General features: G+C 68.3%; 21 protein-coding genes and 1 riboswitch. Of the genes, 16 read left to right on the top strand and 5 right to left on the bottom strand.

Going from position 1 to position 16,889, the window contains the following annotated elements:
- From AC2EWF_RS01575 to AC2EWF_RS01520, 12 genes are all read left to right on the top strand, one after another.
- Window positions 1-1,107, top strand: coding sequence for a DUF2235 domain-containing protein (locus AC2EWF_RS01575; RefSeq protein WP_483637603.1), 1,107 nt, complete (start codon window positions 1-3; stop codon window positions 1,105-1,107).
- Between the two features lie 31 nt (window positions 1,108-1,138).
- Window positions 1,139-1,229, top strand: a riboswitch (Fluoride riboswitch).
- A gap of 67 nt (window positions 1,230-1,296) precedes the next feature.
- On the top strand, window positions 1,297-1,683 hold the full coding sequence (gene crcB, locus AC2EWF_RS01570; RefSeq protein ID WP_483637602.1) for a fluoride efflux transporter CrcB: 387 nt from the start codon (window positions 1,297-1,299) through the stop codon (window positions 1,681-1,683).
- A 13-nt stretch (window positions 1,684-1,696) separates the two neighbouring features.
- Complete coding sequence (locus AC2EWF_RS01565) at window positions 1,697-2,044, top strand: DUF190 domain-containing protein (RefSeq protein WP_483637601.1); 348 nt, start codon at window positions 1,697-1,699, stop codon at window positions 2,042-2,044.
- Window positions 2,041-3,159 (top strand): cyclopropane fatty acyl phospholipid synthase, encoded by a 1,119-nt coding sequence (gene cfa, locus AC2EWF_RS01560; protein WP_483637600.1) that lies wholly within the window; start codon window positions 2,041-2,043, stop codon window positions 3,157-3,159. The genes AC2EWF_RS01565 and cfa overlap by 4 nt, the downstream gene beginning before the upstream one ends.
- Window positions 3,160-3,637: 478 nt before the next feature.
- Complete coding sequence (locus tag AC2EWF_RS01555; RefSeq protein ID WP_483637599.1) at window positions 3,638-4,489, top strand: class I SAM-dependent methyltransferase; 852 nt, start codon at window positions 3,638-3,640, stop codon at window positions 4,487-4,489.
- Window positions 4,490-4,540: 51 nt separating this feature from the next.
- Complete coding sequence (locus AC2EWF_RS01550) at window positions 4,541-4,909, top strand: VOC family protein (protein WP_483637598.1); 369 nt, start codon at window positions 4,541-4,543, stop codon at window positions 4,907-4,909.
- Between the two features lie 76 nt (window positions 4,910-4,985).
- Window positions 4,986-5,246 (top strand): hypothetical protein, encoded by a 261-nt coding sequence (locus AC2EWF_RS01545; RefSeq protein WP_483637597.1) that lies wholly within the window; start codon window positions 4,986-4,988, stop codon window positions 5,244-5,246.
- A 48-nt stretch (window positions 5,247-5,294) separates the two neighbouring features.
- Window positions 5,295-5,618: a dihydrofolate reductase family protein gene (locus AC2EWF_RS01540; protein ID WP_483637596.1), complete on the top strand. Its 324-nt coding sequence runs from the start codon at window positions 5,295-5,297 to the stop codon at window positions 5,616-5,618.
- Window positions 5,619-5,779: 161 nt separating this feature from the next.
- A complete protein-coding gene (gene parC, locus AC2EWF_RS01535; protein WP_483637595.1) occupies window positions 5,780-8,017 on the top strand; it encodes a DNA topoisomerase IV subunit A in 2,238 nt (745 codons plus the stop codon).
- Window positions 8,018-8,123: 106 nt separating this feature from the next.
- Complete coding sequence (locus tag AC2EWF_RS01530; protein ID WP_483637594.1) at window positions 8,124-8,561, top strand: hypothetical protein; 438 nt, start codon at window positions 8,124-8,126, stop codon at window positions 8,559-8,561.
- A 36-nt stretch (window positions 8,562-8,597) separates the two neighbouring features.
- The gene (lplB, locus tag AC2EWF_RS01525) at window positions 8,598-8,915 is read left to right on the top strand and encodes a lipoate-protein ligase small subunit (protein WP_483637593.1); all 318 of its coding nucleotides are present in this window, start codon (window positions 8,598-8,600) and stop codon (window positions 8,913-8,915) included.
- Window positions 8,912-9,703 (top strand): lipoate--protein ligase family protein, encoded by a 792-nt coding sequence (locus tag AC2EWF_RS01520; RefSeq protein WP_483637592.1) that lies wholly within the window; start codon window positions 8,912-8,914, stop codon window positions 9,701-9,703. The genes lplB and AC2EWF_RS01520 overlap by 4 nt, the downstream gene beginning before the upstream one ends.
- 63 nt (window positions 9,704-9,766) lie before the next feature.
- Here the strand turns inward: AC2EWF_RS01520 and AC2EWF_RS01515 are convergent, their stop codons facing one another.
- The 4 genes from AC2EWF_RS01515 to AC2EWF_RS01500 form a co-directional block, all read right to left on the bottom strand.
- A complete protein-coding gene (locus tag AC2EWF_RS01515; protein WP_483638238.1) occupies window positions 9,767-10,180 on the bottom strand; it encodes a cupin domain-containing protein in 414 nt (137 codons plus the stop codon).
- A 107-nt stretch (window positions 10,181-10,287) separates the two neighbouring features.
- Entirely contained in the window at window positions 10,288-10,848 is a 561-nt protein-coding gene (locus AC2EWF_RS01510; protein WP_483637591.1) for a DUF1993 family protein, read from the bottom strand.
- Window positions 10,829-11,047, bottom strand: a complete 219-nt coding sequence (locus AC2EWF_RS01505; RefSeq protein ID WP_483637590.1) for a hypothetical protein — start codon at window positions 11,045-11,047, stop codon at window positions 10,829-10,831. Before AC2EWF_RS01505 ends, AC2EWF_RS01510 begins: the two co-directional genes overlap by 20 nt.
- A 10-nt stretch (window positions 11,048-11,057) precedes the next feature.
- On the bottom strand, window positions 11,058-12,431 hold the full coding sequence (locus tag AC2EWF_RS01500; RefSeq protein ID WP_483637589.1) for a retropepsin-like aspartic protease family protein: 1,374 nt from the start codon (window positions 12,429-12,431) through the stop codon (window positions 11,058-11,060).
- Window positions 12,432-12,483: 52 nt separating this feature from the next.
- On the opposite strand from AC2EWF_RS01500, the gene AC2EWF_RS01495 reads away from it, so the two are divergent.
- The 4 genes from AC2EWF_RS01495 to AC2EWF_RS01480 all read left to right on the top strand — a co-directional run bounded on the left by AC2EWF_RS01495 (window position 12,484) and on the right by AC2EWF_RS01480 (window position 16,197).
- Window positions 12,484-12,999: a DUF2975 domain-containing protein gene (locus tag AC2EWF_RS01495; protein ID WP_483637588.1), complete on the top strand. Its 516-nt coding sequence runs from the start codon at window positions 12,484-12,486 to the stop codon at window positions 12,997-12,999.
- Window positions 13,000-13,006: 7 nt separating this feature from the next.
- The gene (locus tag AC2EWF_RS01490; RefSeq protein ID WP_483637587.1) at window positions 13,007-13,243 is read left to right on the top strand and encodes a helix-turn-helix domain-containing protein; all 237 of its coding nucleotides are present in this window, start codon (window positions 13,007-13,009) and stop codon (window positions 13,241-13,243) included.
- 141 nt (window positions 13,244-13,384) lie between these two features.
- Window positions 13,385-14,770 carry a M16 family metallopeptidase gene (locus AC2EWF_RS01485; RefSeq protein WP_483637586.1) on the top strand — a complete coding sequence of 462 codons (1,386 nt, stop codon included), beginning with the start codon at window positions 13,385-13,387 and terminating at the stop codon, window positions 14,768-14,770.
- 8 nt (window positions 14,771-14,778) lie between these two features.
- On the top strand, window positions 14,779-16,197 hold the full coding sequence (locus AC2EWF_RS01480) for a M16 family metallopeptidase (RefSeq protein WP_483637585.1): 1,419 nt from the start codon (window positions 14,779-14,781) through the stop codon (window positions 16,195-16,197).
- A 199-nt stretch (window positions 16,198-16,396) separates the two neighbouring features.
- Here the strand turns inward: AC2EWF_RS01480 and AC2EWF_RS01475 are convergent, their stop codons facing one another.
- Window positions 16,397-16,885 (bottom strand): NUDIX hydrolase, encoded by a 489-nt coding sequence (locus AC2EWF_RS01475; RefSeq protein WP_483637584.1) that lies wholly within the window; start codon window positions 16,883-16,885, stop codon window positions 16,397-16,399.
- Window positions 16,886-16,889: the final 4 nt, after the last annotated feature.

Raw genomic sequence — 16,889 nt, 5'->3', positions numbered from 1 at the left:
ATGAGCAAGCGCCGACTGGTCGTGCTGTTCGACGGCACCTGGAACAAGCCCGAGTCGAACACCAACGTGGAACGCCTGCGCCGGCTGATCGCGCCACGCGATGCGGCCGGCATCGGGCAGCTCGTCGAGTACGTTCCCGGCGTGGGCGTGACGCCAGGCTTGACCCACCTGCTCGGCGGCGCGTTCGGCTACGGACTGTCCGGCAACGTGCAGGACGGCTACCGCTGGCTGTGCCGGGAGTGGCAGCCGGGCGACGAGATCTGGCTGTTCGGCTTCAGCCGCGGCGCCTACAGCGCGCGCAGCCTCGGCGGCCTGATCCGCAAGTGCGGCCTGCTGCGCCGCGACGGCGGCGGCACCATCGCCGGCGATGCGGTCGCGACCGCCTACACGTTCTATCGCGACACCGCGATCAAGCCCGGCGATGCCGCGGCGGTCGCCTGGCGCGCCGCGCGCTCGACCGAAACGGACATCCATTTCATCGGCGTCTGGGACACCGTGGGCTCGTTGGGCATACCGCACACCGCCTCGTGGTTCCCGTTCGCCCGCGCGCGTTACCAGTTCCACGACACCGAGCTCAGCCGCATCGTCAAGCACGCCTACCAGGCGCTGGCGCTGGACGAGCATCGCGCCGACTTCGCGCCGGCCACTTGGACACGCAATCCCGACACGCTCGCCCCCGGCGAATCGCCCACCGCGAAGAAGGCCGGGCAGATCGAAGTCGAGCAGCGCTGGTTCATCGGCGCGCATGCCGATGTCGGCGGCGGCAACGACCACGACGGCGCAGGTCGCGCGCCCGACCCGTTGCCTGAACTCGCGCTCGCCTGGCTGCAGCGCAAGGCGATGGCGGCCGGGCTGGCCTGCACCGAACTCTGCGTGCCGGCGCCCGATGCCGCCGCGGGCGTGCCCCGCGACTCCTACGGCGAATTCATGTACGGCATCTACAAGACGTTCAAGCCGCCGTTCAACCGGGTGATCGGCAACGGCGTCAACGAGACCGTGGACGAGTCGGTGTGGCGGCATGCCCGGCTCGCCGCCGACTATCTCTCGCCGACGCTGGCGCAGGCGCTGCGCGACGACGTTGTCGCGGCGCCGCCCGGCGCCGCTTGACCTCGGCCCCGCCGCATCGGCTAGCATTCGGCTCCATGTGGGAGATGGCATGCCTCCCGTTCCCTTTGCGGGACGAACCGCTCCAGTGCGAACGCACCGAAGCTGATGATGCCTGCACCACCGGATTCCGGCGGCGCAGGCGTGCCTGTCGTCGCGGGTACCTCGACTCGCGGATAGGAGACATGACACGTGAACCTCAACGGATTCCTCGCGGTGGGCCTGGGCGGTGCGCTGGGCTGCTGGCTGCGCTGGCTGCTCGGCATCGCGCTCAACCCGGTCTTTCCCACCGTGCCACTGGGAACGCTGGCGGCGAACCTGCTCGGCGGCCTGATCATGGGCTGCATGATGGGCATCTTCGAGCACTTCCAGACCCTGCCGCCCGAGCTGCGGCTGTTCGTGCTCACCGGCTTTCTCGGCGGCCTCACGACCTTTTCCACATTCTCCGCCGAGGCCGACACGCTGCTGCTGCGCCAGCAGTACCTGTGGTTCGGCGGCCACGTGGCGTTGCACCTGATGGGCACGCTGGGCATGACCATCGTGGGCATCGCGCTCACCCGCGGACTGTTGCGGCATTGAGGAGCAAGCATCCATGAGCACAGAAACCCTCATCGACGGCGTGCAGCTGCGCTTCTACGTGCACATGCATGCGCGCCACGACGGCCTGCTGGTGTCCGAGTGGCTGCTGGAGCTGGCCAAGCGGCACAAGCTTGGCGGCGGCTCGGTGTTCCGCGCCATCGCCGGTTTCGGCCGCCACGGCGTGCTGCACCAGGAGGCGTTCTTCGAGCTCGCCGACGACCTGCCGGTGGCGGTGGAATTCCTGTTGCGCGAGAGCGAGGCGGCGACCCTGCTGCAACAGGTGCGCGCGGCCGGCGTGGAGCTGGTGTATGCACGCATACCCGCACGCTTCGGCGTGCTCGGCAACGAGGAAGCCCCATGAGCCAGGACACGCTGAAGCTGCGCGCGGAGGACCTGCTGCGGCATGCCGGCATCCGCATCGACGGTGACGCGCCCACCGACGTGCGCGTGCACCACGAGAATCTCTACGCCCGCGTGTTCGCGCACGGTTCACTGGGCCTCGGCGAGGCCTACATGGACGGCTGGTGGGACGTGGACGACCTGCCCGGCTTCATGACGAGGCTGCTCTCCTCGCACCTGGACGAACACCTCAAGACGCTGGACACCCTGATCGCCCACCTCAGGGCGCGCTTCATCAACCTGCAGCGCGGCGAGCACGCGTTCGAGATCGGCAAGGCGCATTACGACCTCGGCAACGACCTGTTCCGCGCCATGCTGGGCAAGCGGCTGGTGTATTCCTGCGGCTACTGGGCCGAGGCGGACAACGTCGACGACGCGCAGGCCGCCAAGCTCGACCTGGTCTGCCGCAAGCTGCGGCTCCGGCCCGGCCAGCGCGTGCTCGACATCGGCTGCGGCTGGGGCGAGGCGCTGAAGTACGCGGCGGAGCGATACGGCGTCAGCGGCGTGGGCATCACCGTGTCCGAACAGCAGGCCGAGTTCGCCCGCGCGCTGTGCGAGGGGTTGCCGGTCGAGATCCGCCTGCAGGACTACCGCGAGGTCGACGAGACGTTCGACGCCGTGTATTCCATCGGCATGTTCGAGCACGTCGGCGGCAAGAACTACCGCGCCTACTTCGAGACCGTGCGGCGCTGCCTGAAAGAGGACGGCCTTTCACTGCTGCACTGCATCGGCAGCAACGGCACGCCGGCCCAGCCCGATCCGTGGATCGAGAAGTACATCTTCCCGAACTCGATGATTCCGGCCGCCAGCCAGGTCACCGCCGCGCTCGAAGGCCTGTTCGTGGTCGAGGACTGGCACAACTTCGGCACCGACTACGACCGCACGCTCACCGCCTGGCGCACGAACTTCGACGCCGCGTGGCCGGAATTGTCGAAGAACTACGACGAGCGCTTCCGCCGCATGTGGCACTACTACCTCGCCGCCTCTGCCGCGGTGTTCCGCAGCCGCCGCGACCAGCTCTGGCAGCTGGTGCTGAGCCCGAACGGCGTACCGGGCGGCTTGCGCGTGCCGCGTTGAGGGCTGCGCCCGGGCACTCACGCAGCACGGATGCCTTGCATCGCGCCTCCCAGCGACAGGCGCGTATGTGCTTTTTCGGCGTGATAAAAGGATATCCGCCCCGTTTCGTGCGATACGCAATCCAGCGTGCCGGTAAGGAGTCAGGCGGCGTAAGTGTGACCTGCGCATGAAATTTCACGCTTGACACTGTCGCCATTGAGGTGTTCTACAACCGTCAGCGACGGCATGGACACTTGGGCGGTCTTGCGCCCATGATGTTTGAGGAGATCAATTCAAAAAGCAGCGCCTAATCGTCTACGAAAGCGGGGCCGTACCATTGATCTGCAGGCAGAGTTTGCGAAAAACACGGGGCTGGTTGCATATGTGTCTGGCGAGCTCGGCAAGTAACCGACGGCCGCCTGTCGACTCGCCTGAGCCGACGCGCGTACCGCGCGTCGATCGACTCCGGCGTTAGCCGCATGTATGCCAGCTCGCCCGCATGAACCGCACCCAGCCCAGCCAGCCATTCGCCACTACCGCTCGCTGGATCGCCGCCGCGCGTGCGAGGGAGACTCGCCGTACCGACTGCCTGTTTTCTGATCCGTTTGCCGAGCTGTTCGCCGGGGAGGCCGGTTACGCCATGCTGGCGCGCTCCGAGCAGGCTGCCGGTGGCGAGAATCGGTACCTTCCCGTTCGTACGCGCCATTTCGACGATGCACTCCTCGCGGGCCTTCAACAGCGCAGCCAGATCGTTCTGCTCGGCGCGGGCTTCGACACTCGCGCCTATCGCCTGCCCTTACCGGCTCGCGCGCGCATCATCGAACTCGACCGTGCGGAGCTGTTTGCCGAAAAGGAGGCGGTGCTGCAGCAGCACGGAGCCCAACCGCAGTGCGACCGGCGCACGGTCGCCGCCGACCTGGCCAGCGATTGGGTAGCCGCCCTGCCTGCGTCCGGATACGACCGTGCGCGACCAACGACATGGATTGCCGAAGGCGTCCTGTTCTACCTTCCGGCAGCGAGCGTCTCGGCGCTGCTACGCGATGCTCGCGCATGCTCAGCTGCGGGAAGCCTGTTTCTGGCCGATGTATTCGGGACCGGACTGCTGGCAACGCCAGCGATGCAGGGGTACCTGCAGTGGCTCGAACAGGCGGGAAAACCCCTGCCGTTCTGCACGGATGACCCCGAGAGTCTGTTCACCGGAAATGGTTGGCCGAGCGTACGGATGATGCAGCCCGGAGCATCGGAGGCAAATTATGGCCGTTTCGCAGCACGGACGCCTGCGACTTCGACGCAGCAAAACGAGACGGATCGAACCTATTTCGTGCATGCGATTGCGGGCAACGCCGGATAGTTTCGGGACAGCGGCACCCGTGGCCAACACCGCCCACCTCAGGAGAACCCGATGTTCGACCACGTTGTCTTCGGCGTCGGCGGCTACGCGACTAGCGATGCGCTCTACCTGAAGGCACTCGAACCGATCGGCATGGCGGTGGTCGCGGAGGGTCCGCTCGGCATCGAGATGAGCACGGACGGCAGGTGCTCCCTGTGCCTGTTCCCTACCGAGGAGAAGCCGGCGCATCTGCACTTGGCGTTCATCGCCAAAAAACCGCCAGCAGGTCGAGGCCTCCATCGCGCGGTGCTGGAAGCGGGCGCCCGGGACAACGGCGCGCCCGGCCAGCGCCCGAACGACAGCAGCAGGTATTACACGGCGTTCGTGATCGATCCGGACGGGCACAACATCGAGGTGGTTTGCCACGAGACAGAGGGCTGAGGCCCACCACGGCGGATGTCGCGACGCGCGGCCGCTCATGCGTCGGGCCGATAGTCGAACCCGCGAGGAAGGACGCATGAGCAAGGTATTTGTCAACATCGGGCTGAGCCTGGACGGCTACATGACGCCGGAAGGCACGACCATGGACAAGCCCGACTACAAGAACTGGGGTGCCAAATGGGGCGCGATGATGGCCTGGATCATCCGTCAGCAGTATTTCCGTGAGCACCTTCTCAAGCTCGGGCCCGGCGGCGAAACCGGCCCGGTCAACGACCTGCTTCGCAGCACCTTCGAGCGCATCGGCGCCAACATCATGGGCAAGCGGACGTTCGACTAGGGCGAGGTCAGCTGGCCGGAGGAGGCGCCGTTCCACACTCCGGTGTACGTGCTCACCCATGAGCAGCGCGAACCCTGGGTGCGTCCCGGCGGCACGACGTTCCATTTCGTCAACGCGGGCGTGGAGCGTGCGCTGGAAGTGGCCCGGGAATCCGCCGGCACGCGCGATATCCGCATCGCGGGCGGCGCGGACGTGATCCAGCGATACCTGAACCTGGGCGTGGTCGACGAGCTGGAAATCGCGCTGGCGCCGGTGTTGTTCGGTGGCGGGCGGCGCCTGTTCGAGAACCTCCACGAGCCCACGCCGCGATTTCGCATCGAGCGGGTACTCGATGGCCCGGACGCCACGCACGTGCGCTACGTGCACAAATAGGGGTCGGCCGACCATCGGCCGCGGGCGATTCGCGGCACCACACGTCGCCGGGGCGCCTCCGTGCGGGGAGGCCGTCGCCAGGCAATCCCCCGCGTCAAGCTGTCACCCACCCGGCCGATCTGGCACCATCCTGCGGTTACCCGCGCCCGAAGCCGCCCCGCATGAACCTGCAAGCCAATTACGAACAGATCCCGCTCAAGGAATACGCCGAGCGCGCCTACCTCGACTATTCGATGTACGTGGTGCTGGACCGTGCCCTGCCCTTCGTGGGCGACGGCCTGAAGCCGGTGCAGCGGCGCATCGTCTATGCGATGAGCGAACTGGGCCTCGCCGCCAGCGCGAAGCCGAAGAAATCCGCGCGCACCATCGGCGACGTGATCGGCAAGTTCCATCCGCACGGCGACACCTCGTGCTACGAGGCGATGGTGCTGATGGCACAGCCGTTCTCCTACCGCTACCCACTGGTGGACGGCCAGGGCAACTTCGGCTCGCCGGACGATCCCAAGAGCTTCGCGGCGATGCGCTACACCGAGAGCAAGCTCAGTCCGATCGCCGAGGCGCTGCTGGGCGAGCTGGGCCAGGGCACGGTGGACTGGGTGCCGAACTTCGACGGCACGCTGGAGGAACCCTCGTGGCTGCCCGCACGCGTGCCGCACGTGCTGCTCAACGGCTCGATGGGCATCGCGGTGGGCATGGCCACCGACATCCCGCCGCACAACCTGCGCGAACTCGCCGCCGCCTGCATCCGCCTGCTGGACGAGCCCGAGGCCACGGTGGCCGAGCTGTGCGAGCACGTGAAAGGCCCGGACTACCCCACCGAGGCGGAGATCATCACTCCGCGCAGCGAACTGCTGGCGATGTACCAGAACGGCACCGGCTCGGTGCGCGCCCGCGCGGTGTACGTGCGCGAGGAAGGCAACATCGTGATCACCGCGCTGCCGCACCAGGTCAGCCCGTCAAAGATCCTCGAGCAGATCGCCGCGCAGATGCGCGCGAAGAAGCTGCCGATGATCGAGGACCTGCGCGACGAGTCCGACCACGAGAACCCGATCCGCCTGGTGCTGGTGCCGCGCTCCAGTCGCGTCGACGCCGACGAGCTGATGCCGCACCTGTTCGCCACCACCGACCTCGAGAAGAGCTTCCGCGTCAACCTCAACATGATCGGCCTGGACGGCCGGCCGCAGGTGAAGGACCTACGGAAGATCCTCACCGAGTGGCTGACCTTCCGCACCTCGACGGTGACGCGCCGACTCAACCACCGCCTGGCCAAGGTCGAGCGCCGCCTGCACCTGCTGGAAGGCCTGCGCATCGCCTACCTCAACCTGGACGAGGTGATCCGCATCATCCGCACCGAGGAGGAGCCGAAGGCCGTGCTGATGGCGCGCTTCGGCCTCAGCGAGGAACAGACCGATTACATCCTCGAGACCCGGCTACGCCAGCTGGCCCGCCTCGAGGAGATGAAGATCAACGCCGAGCGCGACCAGCTCGAAGAGGAACGCGCGCGCATCAACGTACTGCTGAAGTCGCCGGCCAAGCTCAAGGGCCTGATCAAGGACGAGCTGCGCGCCGATGCCGAGAAGTACGGCGACGCGCGACGCTCGCCGCTGGTCGAGCGCGAGGCCGCGCAGGCGCTGGACGAGAGCGCGCTGGTGGCCAGCGAGCCGGTCACCGTGGTGCTCAGCCAGAAGGGCTGGATCCGCGCCGCCAAGGGCCACGACATCGACGCCGAGGGCCTCAGCTACCGCGAGGGCGACGGCCTGCTGGCGGTGGCCAGGGCGCGCACCACCCAGCAGGTGGCGGTGATCGACTCCACCGGCCGCAGCTACTCCACGCCCGCGCACACGCTGCCTTCCGCGCGTGGCAATGGCGAGCCGCTGACCGGTCGCTTCACGCCACCGACGGGCGCCCGCTTCGACGCACTGGCCGCCGGCGACAACGACACCCGCCTGATCCTCGCCACCGATTTCGGCTACGGCTTCGTCACCCGCTTCGAGGCGCTCACCGGCCGCAACAAGGCCGGCAAGCAGATCATCAGCCTCAGCGACGGCGCCAGGGTGCTGGCGCCGCAGGCCAGCGCCGACCCGGCGCGCGACCGCATCGTGGTGGTCACCACCGAAGGCCACCTGCTGATGTTCTCGGTGGCCGAGTTGCCCGAACTCGACAAGGGCAAGGGCAACAAGCTGATCGAGATTCCGAAGAAACAGCTTGCCGAGGGCGAGCGCGTCGCCGGCGTTGCCGTGGTGGCCGAGGGCAAGGGCGAGGTGACGATGTACGCCGGCGCGCGCAAGCTCACCCTGAAGTGGGCCGACCTGGTCGAGTACGGCGGCAACCGCGCCACCCGCGGCGGCCTGCTGCCGCGCGGCCTGCGCCGGGTGGAGCGCATCGAGACCACGGGCTGACCGGTTGCGCCGGAACTTCCGCCCACGACATGCCGTCCAAGGCGATGGCGTGTCCACCGCGACGACGCGTCGCGCGTTGTACACGCCATCCCCGGAGCATCGCCCCATGAAACGCCTGGTCATCGCCCTCACCGCCAGCCTCCTGGCCACCGCGGCCCTGGGCCAGAATGCCGGCCAGCCGCTCAACCTCAAGCTGCCGCCGCAGCGCGACATGCCGCCGACCGACCTGCCCGCCCACGCCGGCAGCACGACCAGGGCCGCCAGCAGTGCGCCCGGCATGTACTACGGCGACACCAGCGGCAGCACCAGCCACGCCGACGAACGCGGCGCCGGCCTGCAGCGCTGCGACGACTCCACCTACAACCAGGCACAGATGCACGGCAGCGTGGGCATGGGCGTGGTGGCCGGCAACCACGCCAGCGGCAACTACCAGACCGGCACAGTCAGTGTCAGCAAGAACCTCGGCGACTGCGACCATCCCAGCGGCAGCGTCAACTTCTCGATCGGCGTGGGCCAGGGCCACTTCCACGGCCGCGGCTGGTAGCGCCGGCGCGCTAAAATCGCGCTTCCCGTTCCGGCGTTGCCGGACGCCACGGACGCACAGGCGATGCACGGCGAGTACAAGATGCCCGGCGGCAAGCTGGTGGTGGTCGATCTCGCCTTGCGCGGCGGCCGTCTCGCCGATGTGCGACTGAGCGGCGATTTCTTCCTGGAACCCGACGCCGCACTATCGGCGATCGATGCCGCGCTGGAAGGCCAGCCCGTCGACATCGGCGACGCCACGCTGGTCGCTGCCATCGATGCCGGCCTGCCCGCGGGCACCACGATGTACGGCATCTCCAGCGAAGCCATCGTCGTCGCGCTGCGCCGCGCGTTGCAGGAAGGGACTCCTGCATGAGCCGCAGCGACTGGCGCGAGCACGACTGGCAGCTGATCCACGCCGCACCCCAGCCGCCGCTGCTGCACATGGCGCTGGACGAGGTGCTGCTGGTGGAGGTCGGCGCGGCCCGGCGCCCGCCCACCCTGCGGCTGTGGGAATGGGCGTCTCCCGCCGTGGTCATCGGCCGCTTCCAGTCGCTGCGCAACGAGGTGGACGGCGATGCCGCGCGGCGCCATGGCGTCGAGGTGGTGCGGCGCATCTCGGGCGGCGGCGCGATGTTCATCGAGCCCGGCAACACCATCACCTATTCGATCTACGCGCCGCTGTCGATGGTCGAGGGCCTGAGCTTCCAGGAGTCCTACGCGTTGATGGACGCCTGGGTGCTTGAGGCGCTGCGCGAGCTGGGCATCGAGGCCTGGTACCAACCGCTCAACGACATCGCTTCCACCGTCGGCAAGATCGGCGGCGCCGCGCAGACCCGCCGCGGCGGCGCGCTGCTGCACCACGTCACCATGGCCTACGACATCGACGCGGCAAAGATGCTCGACGTGCTGCGCATCGGCCGCGAGAAGCTCTCCGACAAAGGCACCGCCAGCGCGGCCAAGCGCGTCGACCCGCTGCGCAGCCAGACCGGCCTGCCGCGCACCGCCGTGGTGGAGCGCATGCTGGCCACCTTCCGCCGTCTGCATGGCCTCGCCGACGACCGCCTGCGCGAGGACGAACTGGCGCAGGCACGCCAGCTGGTGCTGGACAAGTTCGGCACGCAGGCCTGGATTACCGATACCGCTTTGCACTCAATGTCGTAGAAGCAATCCAGCCGGGCCCGGGCGGGACCGGTCCTGCCGGTGGCGCCGTTGCGTGGCCAATCTTCAGTAGGGCGTGCCATCCCGGTGGGCCATGTGCTTCTTGCCGTCGATCTCGACCACCTGGAGGTCGTCGTCGGGCCAGACCGACGAGTCCCCAGGCGTCCGATCGCCGATCTCAAGATAGATCACGTCCTGGTCGCTCTCGTTGACCAGGTGATGGGCATTGCCGGTACCCGACGGGAAGCCAGCGCACATTCCCGGCAGAAGCCTCTGGGCACCCCGGTCCGTGTGGAGCGTCGGGCTGCCCTCCAGGACGTAGATAAACTCGTCCTGCTTCGTGTGTGCGTGTCGGAGTGCAGACATCGAACCGGGCGTGAGCCGGGTGAGGTTGACGCCGAAGTTCTTGAGTCCAAAAGCGTCGCCGAGTGCGCGCTTCTCGCGCCCGGCGACCCGGGACGCGAACGGTTCGGGATAGATGGTCTTCTGTGGACGCGGCGATACCTATACGGCGGCCACTGCTGCGGATAAAGGTTCCTGCGGCATCGGATGCTCCCGGAAAAGGAATGGCTGGGCCTGGCCGCCAGTCACTGCAGCGGGGTTTCCCAGCTGCCCAGAAAGTCGCCCATCCTGAGCGGCACGCCCTGGTTGCGCAAGATGCCGTAGGCGGCTGTCACGTGATAGAAGAAATGGGGGATCGCGTACGCGATGAGGAACTGGCCACCGCTGCAACGCGTCGAGCCGTGGCGGCTCTCGCTGACGATCACTCGATCAAGGCCGGCTTCGAGGTCGCCTGGCGCGACCTCGCGGAGATAGCCTATCGTCGCATCGAGTCGCTGGTGCAGACCCGCAAAGCTCTGCGCGTCGTGCGCGGTCGGTATGGCCGGAGTATCCAGCAACCGCGCGATCGCCAACCGGGCACATTCCGCCGCCCAGTGCACTTGAGCGGCAAGCGTGTACGCATGCAGGTCATTCGGCGGGCTGCTGGCGACACCTGGGACCTGCGTGGCGAGTTTGGCGCCGAGCAACGCGGACTCACCGCTGCCGGTTGCCGAGGCATGCTCTTCGGCCTTCGCCAGCTGCGTTTTCAAATTGCTCAGTCCGCGGAGGAACACGCCGACGGACAGATCATGGGCATTCAACGGCATGACGTACTTTTTCCCTGTGCGTTGGCGATGCAAAGACCGGCATTTTCGAGTTGCGGGATTCGACGGAGGCGGTGAGCGACTTCAGCCGGTCCGCCCGTCGCTTCACCATGGCCTTGTCGTTGCCGGTCAGCGTCTTCGCCGCCACCTGCCCGACGCGGGCGGTGGCCGGGGTGTTTTTCCATTGAGCGCCGACGGGCACGACGTGAATGCTAATGGGCCCGGCCTGGCCCAACGACCGGGTTCACCGGCGGCAGCGGCCGCTTCGGCGGGCCGAGCTCGAAACGCATCCGGCCGAAGTCCACCGACCACCAGTCGAATCCATGCAGCACGTCTTCGCCAAGCAGGCTCGGCGAGCCTCCGTTGCCTGCCGGCTCCACGGCGAGCGTGGCCAGCACCGTCCCGCGCCCGGCCACGCGCATGTGCGCGTCCGGCCAGACCAGCGCATGGCTGACCATCGCGCCGCCGGCACCGGCCACGTGCTGACGGCGCTGTTGCAACCCCTGCAGCAACTCCGCATGGCGACTCGCAAACGCGGACGACAGCGAAGAGGCCGCCGCGCCGCTGTCCAGGTGCATCGCGACCGCCTTTCCGCCGACCTCCGCCTGCACATACAGGTCATTGCCCACCATGCGCAAGTTGCCGGTGGCTGCATCCGCCGGCGCCGCCGGCGACAGCGCCGGTTCCAGCCGGCCGGCGGCAGTGACGCGGAAGCGTTGCAGTTCGCGCAGCACCGGGTAACCGAGGATCGCATCGATGCGGTAGCCGCCGGGGACGGGCATGGCCAATTGCCGGTCGTCCAGTACCAGGAAGGCCACGTTGTGCAGGCTGAGGCCGGCGAAGTCCAGCGTATCGGCCACACCCAGCCGCACCGGCACCGCGGACTTGCTGGCACTGCCCACGCTGGCCCCGCCCTGCTGCATGTGCAGCCCCAGCCGCCGCGCGGTGGACAGCGAGACCACCGAGAGATTGGCGCCGGTGTCGAGCACGGCTTCCTGCGCCACGCCGTCGATGACCGCCGTCGCGCGCGGCAGCCCCACCTTGTCCGCATGCACCGGCACCGCCTGCGGGCGGTACGACATCACCCGCTGCGCCGGCGCAGCCGCCAGTCGCGTGGCCATCGCACCGGTCTGCGCGGCGTTGGCGCGCTCCTCCAGGTCGCCGCCGCTGGCCGCGAGGGCCAGCCCTTCCTGCCGCGCCGCCTTCGCCGCTGCCGCGTAGTCGCCCGCGGCGAAGGCGGCCTCGGAAGCCGTCGCCCATGCCAGCGCACGCAGCTTCGGATCGTGCGGGTGTCCGGCCAGAATCCGGTCGACCAACCGGCGCGCCTCCGCGGCGTCCAGCCGCGCCGCCGCCAGGCGGGCGCGGGCCAGCAGCGCCAGCGACGGCGTGCCGATGCGCGGCAGCGCCGCCTGCAGCGCGAAGATCTCGTACTCGGGCCTGGACAGCAGTGCCACGACCGCGGTGTCGGGCAACGGCTGCGCAGGCTGCATCGCCAGCACGGCGGCATCGGCCAGCAGCAGGGCCAGCCCGGTGAGGAGACGCATGGCGACGCGGCGCAGCGGCCGCGGGTGGAATCGGCGTGGCATGGTAGAGTCATCTCGTCTGACAATTAAAAATTATCGTAATACAGAAAACTTTATGCGATCAACAGCAAGCCAAAAAATCATCAGGGCCGCCCGCCTGCTGCGCGTGGTGGCCTGGTTCGCCGCCATCGCCTGCATGGTCGTCACCCTGCTTGCCGTGCTGGGGCCCACCGACGGCACGGCGCCGGCGGCCGCCACCTTGTCCAGCGGCGACCTGCCGCGACGCTGGGCCGCCGGTATCGCCCTGTTGCTGGCGGTGTTCAGCACCGCGGCGCTGATCGAACTGGCGCGCATGCTGGGACGATTGCAGGCACAGACGCTGTTCGACGCCGCGGCCGTGCGCCATTTCCGCCGCTTCGCCGGGCTGCTGGCGTTGACGGCGCTGTTGCGCGTGCTGTTGCCCGCGCTCGCCACGATCGCACTGGCGTTGCGTGCAGGCCGGCACGCCACTGCGCTGACGTTCGACGGCGGCGACCTGCTGGCCTTGCTGCCCGCGGCCGTGTTCTTCCTGGTGGCCCGGCTGTTCGACGAAGCGGCACGCCTCGAAGACGACAGCCGCTCGATCGTGTGAGGCGGTGATGGCCATCGTCGTCCGACTCGACATGATGCTCGCGCTGCGCAAGGTCCGCTCGCGCGAACTGGCCCAGTTCGTGGGCATCACCGAATCCAACCTGTCCCTGCTCAAGTCCGGGCATGTGCGGGGCGTGCGCTTCGAGACCCTGGGCCGGATCTGCGAATTCCTGCAATGCCAGCCCGGCGACCTGCTGGCCTGGGTGCCTGACGACGAGGCAAGGCGCGACGGCGACGAAAATTGACAGCCGGGCACCCACACGCAGCAGCAGCCGTTCGCTCGGTGGCGCCCGTGCGCGGCGCCCCCCTCCCCCATTCGTCACTTGTAGCCCCCCGGTCGATCGCAGGACGATCCGTGCTCCGTTCGCGTTGACAAGGAGAAGTAGATGCGCGCTGCACGACTACCCGCACTGGTCGCCGGGCTCTGCCTGGCGTTCGCCGCGCACGCGGCCGACACCGACGCCTGGAAGCTGCCGATCGCGGTGAAGAAGCTCGACAACGGCCTCATCGTGGTGGTCTCCGAGGACCACAGCTCGCCCACCGTCGGCATCAGCATGGTCTACCACGTCGGCATGCGGCTGGAGCCGCAGAACCGCACCGGCTTCGCCCACCTGTTCGAGCACCTGATGTTCGAAGGCACGCCGGACGCGCCCAAGGGCACCTTCGAACGCGTGATCCAGGGCGGCGGCGGCGTGTTCAACGGCTCCACCCGCGCCGACTACACCAACTACATCGCCTCCGCGCCGTCCTCCGCGCTGGCACCGATCCTCTGGATGGAGGCGGACCGCATGAAGTCGCTCGATTTCAGCGCGAAAAACCTCGCCAACCAGCAGAACGTGGTGAAGGAGGAAATCCGCGTCAACGTGAAGAACCAGCCCTACGGCCTGTTCTACTGGACCGACCTCAACCGCCTCGCCTTCGACAAGTGGGCCAACAACCATGACGGCTACGGCTCGTTCAAGGACCTCGACCACGCCAGCATCGCCGACGTGAAGACCTTCCACGACACCTACTACCAGCCGGCCAACGCCGTGCTCGGCATCGCCGGCGACGTCACCCCGGCGCAGGCCTTCGCGCTGGCGCAGAAATATTTCGGCAAGCTGCCTTCCCGCGCGCTGCCGCCGCGGCCCGACGTTTCCGAGCCGCTGAACACCAGGCCACGCCACGAGGAACAGACCGATGCCCTGGCCAAGGTGCCGGCGCTGGCGATCGGCTGGAAAATGCCCGCCCGCGGCAGCAAGGACCAGGTGCCGATGATGGTGCTGTCGCAACTGCTGGTGGGTGACGACGCCTCGCGCTTCTACCAGGGCCTGGTCAAGGGCCGCGAGCTGCTGCTGAGCATCAACGGCGGCATGAACTTTCCGCTCGGCGACGGCAGCGACTACGCCGGCCCGACCCTGCTGGACCTGTTCGCGCTGTACAAGCCGAACGCCACGCCGCAGCAGGTGCTGGCCGCGATCGACGAGGAAATCGGCAAGGTCGCCAGCGACGGCGTCGACGACGCCACCCTCGCCCGGGTGAAGACCAAGATGCTGTCGGACTGGTACGGCGGGCTGGAATCCTTCCTTGGTCGCGCCGACACCCTGGCCAAGCTGCAGACGCTGTGGGGCGACGCGAACGTCGCCAACCGGATGCCCGGCTGGATCGAGGCGGTGAGTTCCGACGACATCAGGCGCGTCGCCCGCACCTATCTCACCGACGCCAACCGCAGCGTGATTGTGCGCCGCCCGGCCGCCGCGTCCGCCCCTGCCGCCAAGGCATCTGCCAAGTGAGGACCGCCATGAAGACGAACACGACGTTCAGGACGCTCGCCCTCGCGCTCGGCCTGGCCCTGGCCGGGATCGCACAGGCATCCACGGCGCCGCTGCCGAAGGACCTGCCTGCCTACGGCCAGGACAAGCCGCTGCCCACCCCGCAGATCGCCCGGCGCACCCTGCCGAACGGACTCACCGTATGGGTGGTGCCGCGCGAAGGCCTGCCCAAGGTCAACGTGGCGCTGTCCGTGCTCGGCGGTACCGCGGCCGACGATGCGGCCACCCCGGCGCTTTCCGAAATGATGGCGCGCCTGCTCGACGAGGGCACCACCGGCCGCAGCTCGCGCGACATCGCCGAGGCGCTGCAGGGCATCGGTGGCGACTATGGCGCAGGCGCGGGCAGCGATGCGGTCAACATCCGTGCCAGCGCGCTGTCCTCGCACGCATCGCAGCTGTTGGCGCTGGTCGCCGACACCGCGCTGCATCCGACCTTCCCGGCCAACGAGGTTGCCCTGGCCCGGGCCAACGCCATGCAGGAACTGAAAGTGCAGGAGGCCGATCCGGACTGGCAGGCCCAACGCGCCTTCGGCCACGCCGTCTACGGCGACCATCCCTATGCGCGCGACTCGCTCGACGAGGCCAGCGTCCGGGCGGCCACGCCCGCTGCCCTGAAGGCACTGCACGACGCGCGTTTCCGGCCCGATCGTGCCCTGCTGGTGATCGTGGGGCGTATCGACGCCGACACGGCATTCCGTCTCGCCGAGCAGCAATTCGGCGGCTGGAAAGCCAGCGGCAAGGCACTCGCCGACACCGCGCCGGCGCCGCGCACAGCGGCCCCGCAACGGCTGATCGTGCCGCGCGCCGGTGCGGTGCAGAGCAACATCCGCTATGGCCGTCCGGCCGTGCCGGCCGACGACCCGGACTACATCCCGCTGACCGTGGCCAACACCATCCTGGGCGGCGGTTTCACCAGCCGCATCACCCAGGACATCCGCGAGGACAAGGGCTACTCGTACAGCCCCTGGTCGCGCTTCAGTGCCAATCGCGTCGGCGGCAGCACGGTGGCCACGGTGGACGTGCGCAATGAAGTCACCGGCGCCACCCTGGCCGAACTGGCCAAGTTGTACGGCAGCATGGCCACCCAGCCGGCCAGCGCGGAGGAGCTCGACGGCGCCAAGCGCCTGGTCGGCGGCATCTACCTGTTGCGCAACCAGATCCAGGGCGCGCTGACCGCCACCCTGGCGAACTACTGGGTGGACGGCTTGCCGCCGAGTTTCCTGGGCAGCTATGTGGCCGAGGCGAACAAGGTCACCGCCGCGCAGGTGCAGGCCATGGGCCGCAAGTACTTCGATCCGAAGGACCAGAGCATCGCGATCGTCGGCGACCCAGGGGCGATCGACGCCCAGCTGAAACCCTACGGCAAGTTCACCGTGTTCAAGCCCTGACGGTCCGGAAACCGCGAAAGCATTGCGCCCAACGCGGGCCTTTTGCGGAAGCCCCGCAGATGCACGGAAGCCCCGCCCCTGCTCCTTCCCCCTGCTGCCCAGGGGGAAGGAGCAGGGGCTTTTGACTTTGCGGCCAGCAACGACCCCACCCCGCCCTCCGCCGCCAGGCGGAATGAGGAGCCGACACGCGCGTCGCCGCTCACAGCCGGCCGTACGACCAAGACTGCATGCGCCCGTCCTTGTACGGCATCACGCCGTGGAACGGTCGCGGGTCGGCATCGAACACCAGCGGCAGGAAATGGCGGTCGCCCTCCCACATCGGCAGCTCCATCAGTCGCTCGCGCGGCACCCATTCCAGGGTGCCCTCGTGGTTGCCGCCGTGCGGCTCGCCGGCGAAGCGATCGATCAGGAAGATGAAGCCCAGCCAGTCCTCGCCCTGCTTGCCGAAGCCGGGCCAGTTCAGCGTGCCGCGCAACCGCATCGACAGGCACTCGATGCCGGCCTCCTCGCGGATCTCGCGGCGCATGCAGGCGGCGATGTCCTCGCCCGGATCCATCTTGCCGCCGAGGCCGTTGTACTTGCCGAGGTGCTGGTCGTCCGGCCGCGCATTGCGGTGGATCATCAGCACCTGCGTGCGGTCGGGCGAAAGCACGTAGCCGAGCGTGGCGACGATGGGGGTGTAAGGCATGGCA

It is taken from the genome of Rhodanobacter sp. sgz306013 (assembly GCF_057031145.1).
The sequence above is the reverse complement of the archived record's forward strand: the minus strand, read 5'-3'. Positions and strand labels throughout refer to the sequence as shown.